Source organism: Flagellimonas yonaguniensis (assembly GCF_029193885.1).
GTDB classification, from domain to species: domain Bacteria; phylum Bacteroidota; class Bacteroidia; order Flavobacteriales; family Flavobacteriaceae; genus Flagellimonas; species Flagellimonas yonaguniensis.
Genome location: NZ_JARFVB010000011.1, coordinates 17,292 through 36,441, shown reverse-complemented (window position 1 = coordinate 36,441; position 19,150 = coordinate 17,292). Strand labels below are relative to the sequence as shown.

14 protein-coding genes are annotated in these 19,150 nt (G+C 36.5%); 3 read left to right on the top strand and 11 right to left on the bottom strand.

Annotated elements, in window-relative coordinates:
- Nucleotides 1-73: 73 nt before the first annotated feature.
- The 11 genes from PY092_RS14755 to PY092_RS14705 all read right to left on the bottom strand — a co-directional run bounded on the left by PY092_RS14755 (nt 74) and on the right by PY092_RS14705 (nt 14,210).
- Nucleotides 74-1,210 (bottom strand): glycosyltransferase, encoded by a 1,137-nt coding sequence (locus PY092_RS14755; protein ID WP_275616576.1) that lies wholly within the window; start codon nt 1,208-1,210, stop codon nt 74-76.
- Nucleotides 1,207-2,295, bottom strand: coding sequence for a glycosyltransferase family 4 protein (locus PY092_RS14750; RefSeq protein ID WP_275616575.1), 1,089 nt, complete (start codon nt 2,293-2,295; stop codon nt 1,207-1,209). The genes PY092_RS14755 and PY092_RS14750 overlap by 4 nt, the downstream gene beginning before the upstream one ends.
- A gap of 55 nt (nt 2,296-2,350) precedes the next feature.
- Nucleotides 2,351-3,487 carry an O-antigen ligase family protein gene (locus PY092_RS14745; protein WP_275616574.1) on the bottom strand — a complete coding sequence of 379 codons (1,137 nt, stop codon included), beginning with the start codon at nt 3,485-3,487 and terminating at the stop codon, nt 2,351-2,353.
- A 163-nt stretch (nt 3,488-3,650) separates the two neighbouring features.
- On the bottom strand, nt 3,651-4,568 hold the full coding sequence (locus PY092_RS14740; protein WP_275616573.1) for an ATP-grasp fold amidoligase family protein: 918 nt from the start codon (nt 4,566-4,568) through the stop codon (nt 3,651-3,653).
- Nucleotides 4,569-4,581: 13 nt separating this feature from the next.
- Nucleotides 4,582-5,931 (bottom strand): murein biosynthesis integral membrane protein MurJ, encoded by a 1,350-nt coding sequence (gene murJ / locus PY092_RS14735; RefSeq protein WP_275616572.1) that lies wholly within the window; start codon nt 5,929-5,931, stop codon nt 4,582-4,584.
- Nucleotides 5,932-7,026 (bottom strand): glycosyltransferase family 4 protein, encoded by a 1,095-nt coding sequence (locus PY092_RS14730; RefSeq protein ID WP_275616571.1) that lies wholly within the window; start codon nt 7,024-7,026, stop codon nt 5,932-5,934.
- A 248-nt stretch (nt 7,027-7,274) separates the two neighbouring features.
- Nucleotides 7,275-9,026, bottom strand: coding sequence for an Ig-like domain-containing protein (locus PY092_RS14725; RefSeq protein WP_275616570.1), 1,752 nt, complete (start codon nt 9,024-9,026; stop codon nt 7,275-7,277).
- A 424-nt stretch (nt 9,027-9,450) separates the two neighbouring features.
- Entirely contained in the window at nt 9,451-10,515 is a 1,065-nt protein-coding gene (locus tag PY092_RS14720; RefSeq protein ID WP_275616569.1) for an acyltransferase family protein, read from the bottom strand.
- 30 nt (nt 10,516-10,545) lie between these two features.
- Nucleotides 10,546-11,568 carry an NAD-dependent epimerase gene (locus tag PY092_RS14715; protein ID WP_275616568.1) on the bottom strand — a complete coding sequence of 341 codons (1,023 nt, stop codon included), beginning with the start codon at nt 11,566-11,568 and terminating at the stop codon, nt 10,546-10,548.
- 14 nt (nt 11,569-11,582) lie between these two features.
- Nucleotides 11,583-12,710: a glycosyltransferase family 4 protein gene (locus tag PY092_RS14710; RefSeq protein ID WP_275616567.1), complete on the bottom strand. Its 1,128-nt coding sequence runs from the start codon at nt 12,708-12,710 to the stop codon at nt 11,583-11,585.
- A gap of 96 nt (nt 12,711-12,806) precedes the next feature.
- On the bottom strand, nt 12,807-14,210 hold the full coding sequence (locus PY092_RS14705; protein ID WP_275616566.1) for a nucleotide sugar dehydrogenase: 1,404 nt from the start codon (nt 14,208-14,210) through the stop codon (nt 12,807-12,809).
- 527 nt (nt 14,211-14,737) lie between these two features.
- Between PY092_RS14705 and PY092_RS14700 the strand changes: the two genes are divergently transcribed.
- The 3 genes from PY092_RS14700 (at nt 14,738) to PY092_RS14690 (ending at nt 18,879) form a co-directional block, all read left to right on the top strand.
- The gene (locus PY092_RS14700; protein WP_275616565.1) at nt 14,738-15,511 is read left to right on the top strand and encodes a polysaccharide biosynthesis/export family protein; all 774 of its coding nucleotides are present in this window, start codon (nt 14,738-14,740) and stop codon (nt 15,509-15,511) included.
- A 23-nt stretch (nt 15,512-15,534) separates the two neighbouring features.
- Nucleotides 15,535-17,919 (top strand): GumC family protein, encoded by a 2,385-nt coding sequence (locus tag PY092_RS14695; protein ID WP_275616564.1) that lies wholly within the window; start codon nt 15,535-15,537, stop codon nt 17,917-17,919.
- 96 nt (nt 17,920-18,015) lie between these two features.
- On the top strand, nt 18,016-18,879 hold the full coding sequence (locus PY092_RS14690) for a beta-1,6-N-acetylglucosaminyltransferase (protein ID WP_275616563.1): 864 nt from the start codon (nt 18,016-18,018) through the stop codon (nt 18,877-18,879).
- The last annotated feature ends 271 nt before the right edge of the window (nt 18,880-19,150 follow it).

Sequence of the window (19,150 nt, the reverse complement as noted above, 5' to 3'; positions counted from 1 at the left end):
TATTGGATTCTATTTTTACGGTTTAACGTATTTCAATGTTTTGGCCTAGATATTTTTTATGATACCTATGTAATTAGCTAAGAAACAATTTTGTATACTGTTTTAGAATAGGTTCTCGGCTAAAATCTTGTATTCGTTGGGCTAATTTTGGCTGACATTCCTCCAAAAAAAATGGATTCTTGATAACGTATGCGATTGCTTTTTGCATCAGTACCACATTATTGACGGGAGAGAGAATACCATAATCCGTAAACATGATATCATCGGTTTTGGCCTCTTTGAGTTCCATCATTTCATCGGGACCCGACTTGCAGTTGGTGCTAACAATGGGGAGACCACAGCACATGGCTTCCATGAGTACATTGGGAAAGCCTTCGTTGAGCGAACCGAATAAAAAGAAGTCAGCTGCTTTCAAGTATTGGAATGGATTGCTTTCAAACCCCATCAAAAAGACCTGCCCTTCCAAACCAAGCTGTTTTATTTTTGCTTCGATAGTGAATCTGAGCTCACCTTCGCCAAAAATGTAGAGGCGTAGGTTTTTAAAAGGTACAACAGCTTCCAACAGAAAACTGTGGTTTTTTTCAGGAACCAGTCTACCAATGCTCACAGCGTTGACATAGTCTGGATCGAAGAAACCTTTAATTTTGTCAATGTTGTTGATTTTGTCAATATCAATGGGATTGTAAATGGTTTGGGTTCGCTCCTTGGCCACTCCAAAATTATCCACCAAATCTTGGGCACTCGCTTTGGCATTGCTTACCACTAAATCAGCTTTTGGATATAATCTTTTTACAAGAAAACTGTTGATACGGGCTTGCAGAGCACTCCCACCATATTGAATGCTGGGAAAGTTCCGCTCACTGATCATAAGTTTATAGGAGTGGTCAGTGAACCATCTTGCCATAATATTCACGTAACAGGGCCGTGTTAAAAGACTAAAGGAATGGGTAATGTTTTCTTTTTTTAAAAACTTGGCATATTTATACGCCAACCATGGGAGCCTAAGCAATTTTACAACTCCAGATTCATTTTCTTTTGCCTTGGCCAAAAAATGAACAGGAACTTCTTTAGGTATGGAATAATCCAACTTATCCTCTGTAAGTACAAGAATCACGGAATGCCCTTTTTTAACCAAATAGGGAAGGAGGTAGAAGGTTACCCGTTCGGCACCTCCGCCGGCAAGGGAGTTGATGTAGATTGCGATCTTCATTTAACCTCTCTATTTTCTAAAACCTTGGAGAAAAGATTATCCCATTGCTCACCTATTTTTGAGACGTCAAATTTTTTGCTTGCTGCTATGGCATTTGTTCCAATCTCAATTCTTAAATCCGGGTTTTCCATTAATGAAATAAGCTGTCTGGCCATTTCTTTTTTATTCTGGTTTTCAACAAGTATTCCAGTCTTGCCATGATCAATTATGTCCGATGGTCCAGATATACAATCATATGCTATGCATGCTACTCCTTGTGAGGTAGCTTCGATTAAAACCATTGGTAATCCTTCGAAGCGAGAACTTAAAATATAGATGGAAGAGTGTTGTAATAGATTTGCGATATCACTTCGAAAACCTAAAAATTCAACACTTTCAGTAATGTTCAACTCTTCTACTTTTTTTTGTAAAAAGTGCTTTCCTTTTTCACCTTCACCTACAATTTTAAGTTTCCAATCTTTTTTTTGTTCAAATACTTTTTTCGCTATATACAATAGGTTATCGAAACCCTTATGTTGGTAACGGTCTAAACTACCTATCGCCAGAATTGATTTTTCCCTATGTGTGTTCTGGGTTTTGATGGCTTTGAAAGAACTTGGATTATGTATTACAAGCACTCTTTTGTTTCTTTTTCTGAAAAAGGGCAGGTCATATTTTGTCAAGACGGTTACAGCATCCGCATACTTATAAAGAAAATTCCATAAGAATTTTTTTAACAGGGTGATTTTTTTGCTCGAATGATTATTGTGCTCGGAGACTATTATTGGAATTTTGTAGAATTTGGCAACTGGGATGGTAGCAAGGCCAACCCTGTCTATATGTGAGCTTATGATATCAGGTCTGTTTTCTGGCTTGGCATAATACTTCATTAAATAGATAAGAGCTCTTACCAAGGTATAGTTAAAAACAGGAAGGTTTTTATGAAAGCGTAGTCTTGTTACTCTTTTATCAAGCTTATATTTTTCAACATCCTTAAATGTAATGACACGAGTATCATATTTTTCAGCAAAATGATTTCCTAATATGCTGACAACTCTTTCAGCTCCTCCACTTTGTAAGTTTCCAATTATTAAGTCGATTTTCATGTTGAAGAATAGTAAAATAGAATGTTAATTGAAGAGTTTAAATTCTTGTATTGGATTATGTCAGATTCACTCTCACTCCGGTATTACCCTCCAATTCTCTAATTTTTAAAAAGACAAATATTGAAAGACTAATGCTTTGATAGTTAAAAAAATAAGTGTGACTCGCCATTAAGTTTAACAGAATTACAACTGTCACATAAATTAAAGAAGGTTCCTTTTTAAAATAGGTAATACTTTTTGACAACAAAAAAATATATATGCCTATAAATATTAAAAAGGGTATGATGCCACCTTCACCGAATACCATAATATAAGAGTTGTGCGCACCTGGCAAAGTTCGTGTAAACCTTTGAAAGGCCATAAAACCATGACCAAAAAAAGGTTTCTCCAATACTAAGTCATAATAATATGCCCAAGTTTGACCTCTGGTATCTTTATTTACAGTTTTGCTTTTCACTTCACCGTCAGTAACAAAACTTGATAATGCATCAAACCTGTCCGAAGCAAAAATATTTTTGTCCGTAAAATTCAATACTATTGTCATGGCCAAAATTCCAATAATTGGAACCATAAGATTTTTACGGTCGTTTATTATGGCGATTATAATTAATATAAGCCAAACTACTAAAAAAGTCCTAGATAACGTTAGGAAACCCGCGAATGTAAAAATAGCTTGCCCAAGATATTTCCAAAAAACATTTTTTACAGAATAAGAAAGTGCCATACCTAGTAAACAAACTATACCTGCTGTATTTGGGTTCAATATAAAGCCACTAAACCGTCCACGAACCAACCCATAGAATTTATTAACTTCTGGAAATACCAGGGCATTAATAATTATACTTAAACCTGCTAATAATAATACATAAAAAATATCACTATAACTTGATTTGTGCATTACTTCTGTCATACCAATTACCACAATTGAAAAACGTAGGAATTCTTTTAAAAAGTAAATATGATCACCTGTATAATTAAACCCGCTAATAGCGAAAAAGAGGACAGTGAATAATATAAACGGAAGAGCTGGTTTTTGTTTGTCTTTGGCAATAAAATAGTATAATATTAAAGACAAAGATGTTAGGTAGCTGGCAGCTGATCCTAAAACAGGCCCAAAATAGACCAAAAGGAAGCCAGGAATGTTACATAGCACTAAAAAAAGAACCAGATATTTAATTAAATTTCTCAGCAATTGGTTAAATCTTTGAATTAAAATTCTCTGTCGACTCCATTACTTAACGTTTCTTCTCGGTAGTTTATTTAAAAGGACAAAAGCTAGCTTGTAATCCTTCGTTAGTACTTGGATTTATTTAAAAATAGTTTGTCATTAGAAATAGGATCTCATACAAATCATATTACCCTTTCTTACTTGTCATATCAATATTAAGCAGTTTACCAAAATATAGGTCATAAGAATCTGGAATAAACTTCCCATAGCCTGATTCTGAATTAAAAGTAAGCTCTCCAAAGAAAATAGATCCACTTACGATATAGAAGTCAACTCGGACATATGTGAAGTCAGATGCTATTTTTTCGGCCAAATCTTTCATTTTTGCATAGTTCAAAGGTTTGGGTATATCATCTCCATTTTCATATATCCACCTACATGGTATTCTTTTCCATTCTATGTCGTAAAGATTTCTTTTGTGGTTTTTATGCCTTTCTAAATCTACTTGGGTAAATACCAATTTACCATTAAAGCAATGTAGTTTATAATCCTCAGGTATATTTCCTGAGGAATCCATAAGCAACTTTTCCACTACAATTTTAGGCTCTATATTTTTATACTGCCATTCTTTACTTTTTAGGTAATAATTGATTTTTAGTCGTCTCTGCAATGATTCTTGCAGCTTGGTATAATCAATATCATTTTTATCCCTTATAATAAAAACTCCTCCACTGTCGTGGTTGGTTTTTACAACAACGGGAATATCAGGTAATCTTTCTAATTTAATTTCTGATGGGTCTTTTGTTGAAAAAATCAAAGGAACCAAGTATTCTTCCCCAATTTTTGAAGAGATATAATTTCTGACCTCCAGTTTATCTGCGCAAATCGTGTATATAGGGTTTCTGTTGTTAAGTTTTAACCAATTTATTTTTTCGTTAAGTGTTACAGGGTGGGAGAGATTCAAACTTTTGCCTAAACGTCTTTTATAGTCTACTTTCACCACTAGTTTATCAGGCCAAATTCTATCTTTGGTTAGATGATACAAGAATCTAATGAGGTTTCCGAAAAGTGTTTTATGATAAAACTTGTAAAATAGATTTTTCAAGATAGTTTAGTTTTTAATGGCTAAACGGGATGTTTTTTATTCTTAACGTATAAATATACAAAGTTATGCATTTACCAATGGTAATAATCGTTGTACAGATGGCTAATCCGAATACCCCATAATATTGCATCAAGATATAATCAAGTATAATATTTAAAATCAAAGCCACTAAAGATACGTAAGCCATAAAACTGTTTTTATTAATACTGATTAAAAAATTCACTAAAATCATCCCAACTAATTTAAATGGAATGTATGCCAGCAATATTTGTTGGATTGTTGCCACCACCGCGGTGTTTTCTGCTGTAAATTCTTTCCTTTGGAAGAGCAGCTCAATAACAAATTCTGAAATAAGTATTCCAATTCCACTGATTATGACCAAAAGTAGGAAAACACGTTTTAGATTCACCATTAACATTTCAAATGCTTTCTCTCTGTCCTTAATCACCAATTTAGTAAAATAGGGCAGCAAAACATTCGCAAATGCTATCATGAGTATGTTGGTCAAAAATACAGGGATCTTAACACCATAGTTGAGTGCGGCAATTGAACCTACCACGAGTTGGGCGGCAAAAAATTTGTCAACTACCCCCACCATGGAAGCAAGGAATCCAGAGGATATTTTTGCGGGCAGCTGGCTGAATGTCAACTTTATATTCTCGTTTTTGAAATTGACTTTGCCAAATGATATTACATTCTTTTTTAATGCGATACCAACTAAATATATACAGCTTAAGATAGAACCAAATAAGGTGCCGTAGGCCAGAAAGTTTTTGGGAAGATTGGAGCTAAAACTCAGGAACCCAAAAATAATGCATATGGGAGCAAAAATATCTGAAAAGGAACTGAACTTATACTCATTGTTCACATATAAAATGGCCCCAACCAAAGAATTAAAACCCCATAAAAATATACATGGGGCAATAATATAAAACTGCTCCTTTACCATTCCGTAATAGGTTGCGGACTTATTTGGGAACAACAGTTCCAAAAAAGTATCTGTCCCCAAAATAGCAAGAAGAATAAAAAGAAGGCTGGTTAAGAGCGTTATGATAAAGCTTGTTGTTTGAAAACCTCTAGTGTCCCCCCCGCTATGGGATTCATTAATGTAATTGGGGATAAAAACACTCTTATAGGAACCAAGAAACACGGTGTTTATAAATCCAGGAATAAGCATTGCAATCAAAAAGGTATCCAACTCTTGGTCCAGCCCATAATTGGCAGCTACAAAGGTTTCCTTGACAAAGGCTATTATGCTAACAAATAAGGTAGCACCACTGACCAAAGTTAGGTTTCGTAAAACCTTTTTTGAAGAAAGATTTGTAATCCTTTGTTTAATGGTATGAAAACTTACTTTGTCCATTTATTTAAGACTGTCAGCTATTATACCTTTCCAAAGATTTGATATATTATCTTCTTCCAGGTGTTTGACGCTTAAATGAGCATTTTCACCCAATTCTTGCCGTAATTGATTATCGGAAATAAGTTTTGCCATCTTTTCATGGAGCTCCGAAATATCATCCAGAGGAATCAGAAAGCCATTTTGGCCATTCTGTATTAATTCTGATGGCCCGGTAGGGCAGTCCGAAGAGATAGAGGGCAGTCCCATATACATTGCTTCGGTTAAGGCGTTTGGAAAACCTTCATAACGAGAGGGAAACACAAAAATGCTGGACTTTAAGTAGTAATCAGAAACGTTCTTCATCCTTCCCAATAATTTTATCTTATCCTTTAGACCAAGTTTTGCGATAAGCTCTTCATAACTTTTCCTTTTAGGACCTTCACCTAAAAGAAGTAACTCCCAGTTGTCCAACTTTAGTTCAGCAAACGCTTTAATGGCAATTTCTTGACCTTTTTGATCACAAAGTCGACCCACATGCAAAATGACATTTTCCCTGGAAGTTTTTTGAGCGTATCTTAAATGGTCTGTATACGACCTAGCAATGGGGTTTTGAATTACCTCAATCTTTTTTTTGGGGATATATGGTCTATAGAAGTCAGCGATTGGTTTAGTCTGTACAACTAATTTATCTGTCCATGGATAAGTTATTCTTCTCAGTGCTTTCCAAAATTTCGGGGTTATATCCAATTGTGGGTTGTTTCGTTCGCTAATAATAGTGGTCACCCCAATTTTTTTGCCACATAGAACTGTCAATACATTGGATTGGGTCATAAATCCAATTAATAAGTCGAACGAATGTTCTTGCGCAAGTTGACAAATACGCCTGTATAGTTTGAAATTTAACCTAATCGATTGAAAAACATTTTGGCTTGGCTCAATATCCGTTATACAATGTTGGACACGAACATTATTATTTAGTTCATAAAAAGGTTCTGATTTAATAAATGTTACAATGGTAACCTTGTAGGTGTGAGACAGGTTATTGGCCAAAGTTGTAACTACCCTTTCAGCCCCTCCCGAACCAAGGGAATGTATTACAAAAGCAATGTTCTTCATTTATACGCGAATAGATAGATTCTAAAATAAACTATACAGCTTATTAGCGTTGTGGTAATAAAGGTATAGCCTTGTCTCCACAAGACGTTAAACTATTCGGTGAAAGTAGTTTTTTTGGGGTTTATGTAATAAGTAGTAGAGAGGAATATTTTTTATATACCTGCCGGAACAAATGCTAAAACCTAATGACACCGACAATAATAAGTATATAAATTTTCACACCGTTGCGAATCAATCTATAGGGTCTATTATAAAGTTACGGTCAAGCTATGAAGAAATTCTTCCAAGTTAGTATAGCCATCTCCATTTTCGTCCTCGTTATGTTTTTTCGACAATGTTCCGAAGGTTCGTATTTCCCAATCATCAGCCATCCCATCATTGTCGGAATCATAACTTGACTCTCTTGTTTTCAAACTTAAACTTGAATAACCTCCAACTTCATTTTCGTTAGAAATATAATTGCCAGCCAAGTTACTTATGTTATTGAATATCCTGTTGTCATTACTGTCGTAATGTAGGTTGTCTCCAACATCTCCCAATAGAGAATCTTCCAACTCAGAGTTTGGTATGATAGGTAATCCAGTATTATGGTTTGGTGAAGAAGTAAGATATTGTTCAGTAATGGGATTATAACTATTATCAGCATTAATTCCATCATCGGTATTATCATTTAAGTAAATTGAAGTATATGCAGGGTCAGCATCAATATCAGATGCAGCCGTTCTAAAAGCATCATCCGAATACCTGCCATCAGAATGTATAGAGTTCATTTGATTTCCTATAAAGTCCACTAAATTGCCTACTCTGAACCAAGGTCCCCAATGGCTAAGATGCATCATATTATTGACGACTTCTACACCTTCATTTTCAAGACTGGATATAGCTGGTACTCTATCCCGGTTTGCATAGAAAATATTCCGATATATGGAAACATTATAGGCTCGATATACTAACATCCCAAACCTTTTAGATAAATTTTCTGCAAGAAGGCAATTTTGAATAGTAATTTCAGAAGTCACAACGGATGGATTGGTGGGTGCTTCAATATCGATAATTGAGTCATGGCTCCAAGAGAAAGTACAATGATCAACAATAACATTTGTAACATCGCCATCACCTTTATAAGAACGTATTCTAAAAGCATCATCCGGCTCCCAATCAGGGTCACCCGCACTATAATTACTATCTGGATTATACGCGTTGACCCCAGGTCTTATTTTTAGATATCTAACAATAACATTGCTGTCATGAACCCAAATAGATGCACCTCTGATAGTAATACCATCTCCTGGAGCTGTTTGGCCGGCAATGGTAACGTCTCCATAACCATACCTGATTTTTAGAGGAGTATCTATATCAATGTAGCCTGAGACATCAAATACAATAGTTCTGGGCTCTGCGATAGATTCCATTCCATATCTAAGACTTCCTTGACCATCATTATTTAAGTTGGTAACATGGTAAACAATACCACCTCTTCCGCCAGTAGTGAATTTTCCATAACCTTCAGCCCCAGGAAAAGCTTTTAATTCGCCCATTTCGGTACTTCCGTATTCTGTGTTGACAACAACAGTAGCTTCTTTTTCTTTCTTACCTTGATTGCCTTTTCCTCTTACCTCCAAGGTGTAGGTAAACTGGTCAGTGACCCTTCCATTGTTGCCCGCTTTATTAGCAGATTCCGAATGTGGTGAGTATGTTATGGTATTGTCATCATTGACCATTAAACCACCCTCCAGGGCATCGCTTACCGCAACAATTTGGTAGCTTTCCAGATCTTGTTCGGGGATGTCGTCATTTTTTAATACATCGAGCACTGTGGACTCAACTGCACCAGAAATAGTGAACTCATCATCTTTGGCTTCGAAGGAAATGGATGGGATGATATCTCCGTTTTCATCCAGTTCATCCTCTATTTGACCTTGGATAGTATCCTCGAATAAATCATTGTCTTTACTACAAGAAGAAAGTGTCAAGGAAAGAAAAATCAATAAAATAGTCACGTACGAAATGGTTTTGTGGGGCGCCATTTGAATAGGGGGTTAAGTGGGTTAAAAGTTTACTGATTTCGACTTGGGAAACAAATTTAAATTAATCATATGTTTAATCGATGAAAATTCGATTTTTTTCGATGAAATACACTTTTTAACTAATTGATTTTCTGTGGTCAAGTATTTTTTTTGATGAAAACCTATTTTAATCAGATAAAATGCATTTAAAACAAAAGTAATACGGTAGTAGTTATCCTTTTGGATGTCCAATCCAATAATTTTCGATAAAGTGCACCGTTTTCTAATGTTTCAATGTTGTTTTGTCTGAACATGTTAACGTAATCCATTGAAGGGCCTTAAATGGGAAAGGGTATAAATTAACTAGAAACCTATTCATAAAATTATGAAAGCAAACTTTTTATTAATCTATCAAAGTTTACTTGGCTCCGACCAATTTTCGACCGAAGCTTGAGGCCATGAAAAAATGGCCTAGTACAAATGAAATTGTAAAAGAAAAGATAAAGGCAAATATTACTACATAAATTCCATTAAGGCTGGTTAATGCTTGCCACTTGAAGAGTAGCATTAAAACAGGCTGATGAATTAGATAAATATAATAGCTACTATTATTAATGCTTGAAATTAAGGGGGGATACTTATAGAAGTCTACCTTGCCAAGTTTTGAAAAGGCTAAATATGTAAATATTATGGATAATAAACCGAGGGGCAACTTCATATACCCCGCAATAAGGTTGGCAATCAATAATGAATCAATATTATTAAGCAACTTGGGAACAAAACTGAATAGTACTAAATGACATAGAAAGAACCAAATGAATTTTCCTTCTAACTTTTTGTATATTATAGCATTATTTGTGTGGAAAAAATAGCCTACATAAAAGAAAACTCCATATTGTAAAGCTTTCGAAATAGGTATTAAATTAAACTTTGCAAATATCGGAAACAATAAGAAAAGAAATGAAACCAAAAAGAAACCTAATAGTGGTCTCTTTTTAAAGAAAGCTTCGAAGGGATAAAAAAATAGAAATACCGCGAAGATCATGGTAAGAAACCAAAGGTGGCCCGTTGCCCCGCCAAAAAATTCAGGAACAAAGTCTTTTATGTTGGTTAAGCCCAAAATAAAATAAATATAGATTGGAGCAAAGATTATATATGGCTTTATTAAACGATTGTACTTTTTTTTGATTAAGGTTTTATAAGTGGGATATTTTTTTAGGTTGTTTCTCAAATAGCTGAACAAAAGCCCTGATATAAATACAAATAAGGGCATCGAAATTGAGGAAATATATCGTCCTGAAATATCAAGAAAATTTGAGTAATTATAGAATTCACTGATTGGCCAAGCTCCAGTATATGGAGAGAAACAGTGTCGCAAGACTACTATACTAATCGCAAATACCCTTAATAGGTCTAAATGCTCAATACTTGAAGCGCTTTTCTCCTTTTTTGTTGCATCGATATTTTTTTTTGAATCCTTCAAAACATATTATTTGATTAGTAAATAATAATTTTAAAAATAAGAATTGTACCAATCCACAAATTCCTGTACGCCTTTTTCGATAGGGGTGTCCGGAGTGTAATCGTAATCTCGAATCAATTCGTCGACATCGGCCCAGGTACTTTCTACATCGCCAGGCTGAATGGGCATCAAATCTCTTTTAGCTTCAATACCCAAGGAAGACTCGATGGCATCGATAAAATCGGTAAGTTTTACTTGCTTGTTATTTCCGATATTATAGATTTTGTACAATTCGTCTTTTCTTTTGCTCTCCGAAACAGGGGTTTCAATAATCTTGCTCATACCGCCTACGATGTCATCCATATAGGTGAAATCCCGTGCCATATTCCCATAATTGAACACCTTGATGGGCTTTCCTTTTTTTATGGCATCCACAAACAGGAACAGGGCCATGTCGGGTCTGCCCCAAGGACCATAAACGGTAAAGAATCGAAGTCCTGTTGTGGGCAATTGATACAAATGACTGTAGGTGTGCGCCATAAGTTCATTGCTCTTTTTGGTGGCAGCATATACACTGATGGGTCTATCCACGGTATCCTCAACAGAGAAGGGAACCTTTTTGTTCAAACCATAGACGCTGGAACTGCTTGCGTATACCAAATGTTTGACATTGCCATGCCTACAACATTCCAAAAGATTGTTGAAGCCTACAACATTGCTTTGAATATAGGCATCCGGATTCTCCAAGCTATAACGCACTCCTGCCTGAGCCCCCAAATTGCAGACAACATCAAAAGTATTTTCCTTGAAAAGCTCATCTAACCCATGACGGTCGGCAAGATCGAGTTTGATGAACTTCATTTGATCACCGTGCAGTGTGCTGGAGGATATTTTCGCCTCGATTTCGGCCTGAGAGCGTGAAATGCCCAATTGCTCCAAACGAGCATATTTCAACCCCACATCGTAATAATCGTTGATATTGTCCAGACCAACTACGGTATGCCCGTGTTTGACCAAAACCTCACATAGGTGATATCCTATAAATCCTGCCGCTCCAGTTACTAAGATGTTCATGGGTTATTTATTGTTTATTTCTTTTCGTGATTTATTTGCGCTGATTTTTTCTGTAATATATCCTTTATGTACTTCTCCGTGGCCGTAGCCATTTGATGCGTTGAAAAAGTATTCAGGAATGTCTCTCTTGAATTTTTGCCCAACTGCTTTATCAATTCCCTGTCCTTAATCAAACTACTGAGCTTACCCGTTAAATACTGGTGGTCTTCCTTTGGAATCAAATAGCCGTTATAGCCGTCCTTTACCATTTCATTGACACCCCCTACATCGGAGGCTACGATGGGAACCCCAACGGACATGGCTTCACATATGGATAACGGTAGTCCTTCGAACCTTGATGTGAGTACAAAAATGTCCGATTTATTTAAAAATGAAGGAATATCGTTGCTCTCTCCATGGAAGGTAATCAAGTGATCGATTTCCATTTGTTTGGAGAGTTCCACAAATTCTTCAAATAAATCACCATGTCCCACCAAATCTACGTGTATGGACTCATTTTTTAAACTTTGCAAGGCTTTGAACAAGGTCAAATGGTCTTTTTGGTATGAAAAACGGGCCGTCATGAGAATTGAGATAGGGTCATTGGGTTCCGTTTTCTTCCCTTCCAAAAAATCGGGACTGCCGTTATATATGACACGTATTTTGGATTCAGGAACGATATGGTTCTTTTTACCCAGCCTATAATCAAATTCCGAGACCGTTATCAGGTGATCGGTAAACCTGCCCATGAACTTTTCAATGCCAAGATAGATGTATCGTTTAACTCCCTTAATGCCTGGAGTGAAGGACCAACCGTGAACTGTGAAAATATTGGGGATTCCAAGTTTGTAACAAGCAAGGCGGCATAAGATTCCTGCTTTTGAGGAATGTGATATGACAATGTCTGGACGCTCTTGCTTTAACAGCTTACCTATGGCCTTATAGCATTTAAAATCATTCTTTGGCAAAATCTCCCTTTTGAGGCTTGGTATACAGGTAACCTTGACATTGAGTTTTTCAAGTCTTTGTGTCAAAGTCCCTCTTTCCCCAGTCACAACATGAACATTGTGCCCATTGTTAATGAGCCCCTCCGTGTTGTTGAATAGGACCATTTGAGCCCCACCAATCGGTTCACTAAGTGTAATAACCTGAATAATGTTCATTTACTTATACCGAAGTTTATGTGGATGAAAGGGGACTTCCACTTTTTATACCTCAAAAGGATATATTTGATTTTTGTGTTGTGCTGCCAACAGTAATCAGTCGTTTGTTTGCCCTATCTTATAAAATTTAAACCCAATCCCATTCATTTTTGCAGGGTCTAAAATTCTACGACCATCAAATACAAAGGCTGGCTTTAACATGATGTCATAAATTTTTTGCCAATCATATTCCTTGAACTCATCCCATTCTGTCAATACAGCAATAGCATGTGCATCTTTTGCTGTTTCCATGGGATCATTCAATACAGTTACCAAGTTTTCTATTTCTTCCCGGGACTTGTTTCCAAGGTATTCCAAGTCTGAATAAATGGTTTCTTTGGAAACTTTTGGATCGTAAACCACAATATGGGCGTTCTCTTCCAATAAGGCATCTGCTACATAAATCGCAGCCGATTCCCGTGTATCGTTTGTGTCCTTTTTGAAGGCCCAGCCGTAGAAAGCTATTTTTTTACCGGAGACGGTGTTGTACAATGTGGAAATGATATTGTCTGCAAAACGTCTTTTTTGGTAATCGTTCATAATGATTACCTGTTCCCAATAATCGGCAACTTCCTGTAATCCAAAGCTCTTAGCAATATAGACCAAGTTCAGGATATCTTTTTGAAAACAAGAGCCTCCAAATCCAACAGAGGAATTCAAGAATCTTGATCCAATACGCGAATCATAGCCAATGGCCCTAGAGACTTCGGCTACATTGGCATCTGTTTTTTCACAAAGAGCGGATATGGAATTGATGGAAGATACTCGTTGTGCCAAAAATGCGTTTGCCACTAGTTTGGAAAGTTCGGAAGACCAAACATTGGTCTGTAAAATACGCTCTTTTGGTAACCAATGTTCGTATACCGAGCTCAGTGCATTTTTTGCTTCTTGTCCCGATGGGGTTTCGTCTCCCCCGATCAAAATACGGTCGGCATCCAATAAATCTTCAATAGCGGTTCCTTCGGCAAGGAATTCAGGATTGGATAGAATTTCAAATTTCACACCATTCCCTGTGTTGTGTAATATACTTTTTAATGTTTGAGCCGTTCTAACGGGAAGTGTTGATTTTTCGACTACTATTTTATCGTCCACGGCCACTTTTGCAATGTTTCTGGCACAGAGCTCGATATATTTTAAATCTGCAGCTTGTCCTTTTCCCTTACCGTAGGTTTTTGTGGGAGTATTTACAGAAATAAAAATCATATCCGCCTCATCTATGGCACTATCCACATCCGTTGAAAAAAACAGGTTTTTCCCCCTGGCTTCCCCAACAACTTCTTTCAAACCTGGTTCGTAAACTGGAAGCTTGTCAAGGTCTTCATGGTTCCAAAGGTCGATTCTTGCTTGGTTTATATCAACAACGTTCACTGTTATTTCAGGACACTTGGATGCGATTACGGACATTGTTGGACCACCTACATAACCTGCGCCTATACAGCAAATATTTTTAATTGTTTTCATGTTTAATTTTAGTTGAGTTCAAAGATGATAAAAAAAAAATAAGATTAATACTTGATTTTAGACCAAGTCACGGTTTTTTGGATGAACGGAAAGTTACCTTGTTCAACGGACCGATCAAATCAAATTTATTTTGGATTAAGAGACGAATTTTGATTGAGAACTTTGATATAAACAGAGCAAATTCTGTGTTTTGGTTCTTTTGAACGATTTTTCATAAGCTTGAACGAAATTTAATGGGGTGTGTAGCTGACTCTGAATAATTTTAGAAATGAATTATTGGATGTTTCCAAAACTTAATCGCCCCAAAAATATTATATGAACACTCAAGTAATTTCTGATTTTTAATGATTAATGGAAAACAATGACTTTTTACATCATAGCCGAGACTTATCATTTTATTTTCCCGCAGGCGCTATTAATCTATACCAAATAAGATGAATTATTGCCATAAATTCGGTTTCTTTGGTAAATAAAGTAGTCGTGAATACGTTAAAGTAAAATATTAAACATCTAACCTATTATATAGCATGAAATTTCAACCTCGTAAAGCAACCCTGTTCTTAGTAGCCATTATATTTCTAGGATCCTGTGCATCCAAAGAGGATGTGGTTTATTTTCAAAATGCGGCTTTGTCCGGCCTTGAAACACAAGTAAAAGAGAGCACATCCTCCACAAGGTTCAAGGTGGACGACCTGATCAGTATTTATGTCTCAACCCTGGACCCCGAGGCCAGTGTGCCTTTTAATCTTTTCAGAGGGGTACAAGAAGGAGGGATGAGACCGGAACAGGTGGACTACCTTGTGGACAAAGAAGGGGAAATAGATTTTCCGGTTATTGGAAAGATGGAAGTGGTGGGGCTCACTCCGGAAGAACTACGGGTTAAACTAACAACCAGTTTGTCTGACTACCTTAAAGACCCGATCATTAATATTAGATTAAAAAACTTTACTGTCACTGTTCTTGGAGAGGTAAAAAGGCCTGGCACCTATTTGGTCAATGGCGAACAGATTACCATTTTTGAAGCTTTAGGGCTTGCCGGGGACATGACCATTAAGGGTAAGAGAAAAAATGTTTTGGTGGTCAGGGAGTTCGATGGAACAAAGGTATATTATAGAATTGATTTGACCAGTAATATGGCAGCGGAATCCCCAGTATATTACCTGACACAGAATGATGTTGTATATGTGGAGCCCAATAAATCCGCTATTACTTCCAGTGCTTTGGATAATAGAGCCACTATTACAGTGTCAATCTTATCCGTTCTCATAACTTCTACGGTACTTTTATTGACAAGGAATTAATTTAAAATTCAAAATTCCACTTTATGGATAACCCAAATATGAACTTAAAGAGTCATAAAAACAGTTTAAAGGAAGAACTGGAAAAATATCTTAAGTATAAATATTGGTTCATACTTTCCTTAATAGTTGCCATTACCTCAGCTTACCTATATATAAGATATGCAACACCACTGTATCAGGCCAATACAATAATTCAAATTGTGGAAGAGAAGAGTTCACCATCCGAACTAAGTCTTTTTAGTGATTTAAATTTATTGCCAGGTGGTTCAAAGAAAGTCGAAGACGAAATTGAGGTGTTACGTTCACGGACCAACGTACGGGAAGTGGTCAAAAACTTGGGACTGGATAAAAAAGTAATGCATGTAGGGCGGGTAAAAAATTCTGAAATATATGGCAAGGTACCAGTGAAGGTGTATGTGGACTCTGTGGTCAGGGATGTCAAGTTCAGTTGTTACATCTCTCCATTGAACCAAACCAAGTTTTTATACTGGACCGATGAAAACGAAGAACAACAAGAAAGAACATTTGGAGACGAAATCATAACGGAAAGAGGAAAGATAACGATTTTTCCCGAAGATAGTAAGAATTTAAAGCCATATATCAAGGAGAAGCTCCTGATAGTTATTTCTCCTATCGATGATGTTACATCTAGCTACCAAAAAGGACTCGGTACTACTTTAGCTGATGAATATTCTTCCATTATCAATTTGACCATTCAAAGTCCCGTTCAGCAAAAAGGGATGGATTTTCTCAATGAGTTGATCAATATTTATAATCTGAACGGCAAAAACGACAAAAAAATAATTGCAGACAGGACAGCAGAATTTATCGATGCCAGGATTGCTGATATATATAGTGATTTGTCCGAGGCCGATCAAAGTGCCGAAGATTTTAAAGCGGGTAGGGGGATTGCGGATATTCAATCTCAATCCAATATTAATTTAAATGTCAGTGCTGCAAACCAACAGGAATTACAGGATGCACAGATTCAACTACAGATTGCCAATAGTGTCAGTGATGAATTGGAGAGCCAGGAAGGGTATGGGATTTTACCTTCCAATATTGGATTAGCAGACCCTTCCATTATCAATACGACAGCAATATACAATCAAAAGGTTCTGGAGCGTGAACGCCTGTTGAAGAGCTCCAATGAAAAAAACCCCGTAATCGTTAATATCGATAGGCAATTGGAGAACCTTAAAAAAAGCATGCAATCCAGTTTGAATAGTATGACCAATAATTTGAACTTAAGGGTGAACAACCTTAGTTCGCAATTGGCCACGATCAATTCAAAGATTTATTCCGCTCCAAGGAATGAGCGTGCGTTGCGAGAAATTACACGGAAACAGCAAACGGTAGAGGGTTTGTATTTGTATTTATTGCAAAAAAGAGAAGAAGCTCAAATCGCATACGCCTCAGCTTCACCGAATTCAAAAATCGTGGATTCCGCTTTTCCGGCAAGCAAATTTCCTGTAGCCCCAAAAAAGAGTATTATTTATTTGGCATCATTTTTATTGGGACTTTTGGTACCTGCGGGAATTATCTATGCTTTGGACATCATGGACGATAAAATCCATAGTGCCCATACTTTGGAAAAATTGGTGTCCAGCGCAGGAGTTCCTGTAATAGGGGAGTTGCCAAGACTCAAGAGCAAATCGGTGAAAACAGTGGCCAAGGAAGACCGCTCCGTATTATCGGAGGCTTTACGAATTATCCGGACCAACATGGATTACCTGCTAAAAATCGAGTCGAAAAATGAAAGTTTAAAAAATATAATCTATGTGAGTTCCAGTTTGCCAAGAGAGGGAAAGACTTTTTTCTCGACGAATTTAGCTTTGATATTGTCGAGTACCGGAAAAAAAATATTATTGGTTGGGGCCGATATACGAAACCCTAAATTTTATTTGTTCTTTAATAACGGTAAAGAGTCGGTAATAGATCAAAAAGCTGATTTTAAAAATTCTGCCGGTCTAACGGATTATTTATTTGATGAGAATCTGGGCTTGAAGGATATTATTAGTACCAACGAACTTAATAATAACACTGTGGATGTAATCCATTCGGGCAAAACATTTCCCAATCCTTCGGAATTATTGATGAGTGAAAGGTTTGGGAGCCTAATGAAGGCTGCCTCCCTACAATATGATTATGTTATTGTGGATACTGCTCCAATGATGCCGGTAACCGATACCCAGCTTATTAGTGAGTACGCCAACCTATTGATTTATGTAACCAAAGCAGGCAAAACAAGTGTTGGAGATGTGGAATTTCCATTGAAACTTAGAAAGGAAGGCAAAATAAATCACTTGGCCTTTGTGGTAAACGGTGTGAAAACATCAGAGCTGGGTTATGGAGGTAAGTATGGCTATGGCTATGGAACCAAGGCTAGGAAATGGTGGCATTTTTAGTGCTAATCACTCTAACAGACGACCTAACAAAGACTTCTTAAGGGTGCTATCTAATTTTTATAGGAAATCAAAACTTCAAATCACAATCAGTTTGTAATGGAAAATACGAAACATGCATATTTGGTTATGGCCCATAACGAACCAGAACTGTTGTGTAAGCTTATTAAAGTGTTGGATGATAAAAGAAATGATATATATATCCATCTAGATGAAAAATTCAATGCCATTACAGAGGAGGAGATAAAAAAGAAATGCAGTTTTTCCAATGTTTTCTTTATTGAAAGAAAGCCGATTTATTGGTCAGGGTACAGCCAAATAGATTGTGAGCTGCGATTATTGAAGGCTGCAATTAAAGGAAATTATGCATATTACCACTTGATTTCCGGAGTGGACCTTCCTATAAAGAGTCAAGATTATATACACGATTTCTTTAAGGAGAATCACGGACAACAATTCCTGTCGGTTACTAAGGTAACTACTTGGAAAATTGCCAGTCGTTTTAAATACTATCACTTTATCAATATTAACAAAAGACTTCCCAGAAAGTGGTCGCGTTCTCTACGTTATCCCTTTGCAGCTTTGCAAGCATGTTTGTTCATCAATAGAAAAAGAAGGATGGATATAAAAGATTTTTATTGGGGACAGGCTTGGTTCAGCATTACCAACGATTTTGCGAAGTATATTGTAGAAAAGGAGAAGTTCATTGCAGAAAACTTTGATAATGGATTTTTCAATGATGAGGTATTTATGCAGACACTTTTGATGAACTCTGAATTTAAAGATAGTCACTCCTCATCCATGAGTTATGCACGATTGATTGATTGGGATCGAGGAAAGCCCTATACATGGACCAATGCTGAGTTTGATGAGCTTATGGCTTCCAAAGCCCTGTTCAGTAGAAAGTTTTCGATGAACAAGGATTCAAAGGTAATAGAAAGAATTCTGGATAAAATCCAATAGGGTACCAGAAACCTTTTCAATAACCTGACGTAATATTTATTCCAAGCAGATTTAGCGTATTGCAACGCAAAATAAAGATTTGCCATTTACATTCTGCCTAGTGTTTTTTACATACTCAAGGATGACCAACCGCCCATTCCTTCTATTTGTTTTTTGTCCAAATAAAGGGAACCTGTTTTTCCAAAAGGGACTTGGTCATTGAACGATAAAGCATTCAGTTTAATCGAATAAAAACCATCATATTGAAGGGGGGGGGGCTAATCTATTATTT

Coding starts and splice junctions, on each gene's coding strand:
- PY092_RS14700 (WP_275616565.1), top strand. CDS start 14,738: ATGAAATTTCAACCTCGTAAAGCAACCCTGTTCTTAGTAGCCATTATA.
- PY092_RS14715 (WP_275616568.1), bottom strand. CDS start 11,568: ATGAACATCTTAGTAACTGGAGCGGCAGGATTTATAGGATATCACCTA.
- PY092_RS14750 (WP_275616575.1), bottom strand. CDS start 2,295: ATGAAAATCGACTTAATAATTGGAAACTTACAAAGTGGAGGAGCTGAA.
- PY092_RS14730 (WP_275616571.1), bottom strand. CDS start 7,026: ATGAAGAACATTGCTTTTGTAATACATTCCCTTGGTTCGGGAGGGGCT.
- PY092_RS14690 (WP_275616563.1), top strand. CDS start 18,016: ATGGAAAATACGAAACATGCATATTTGGTTATGGCCCATAACGAACCA.
- PY092_RS14705 (WP_275616566.1), bottom strand. CDS start 14,210: ATGAAAACAATTAAAAATATTTGCTGTATAGGCGCAGGTTATGTAGGT.
- PY092_RS14755 (WP_275616576.1), bottom strand. CDS start 1,210: ATGAAGATCGCAATCTACATCAACTCCCTTGCCGGCGGAGGTGCCGAA.
- PY092_RS14710 (WP_275616567.1), bottom strand. CDS start 12,710: ATGAACATTATTCAGGTTATTACACTTAGTGAACCGATTGGTGGGGCT.
- PY092_RS14695 (WP_275616564.1), top strand. CDS start 15,535: ATGGATAACCCAAATATGAACTTAAAGAGTCATAAAAACAGTTTAAAG.
- murJ (WP_275616572.1), bottom strand. CDS start 5,931: ATGGACAAAGTAAGTTTTCATACCATTAAACAAAGGATTACAAATCTT.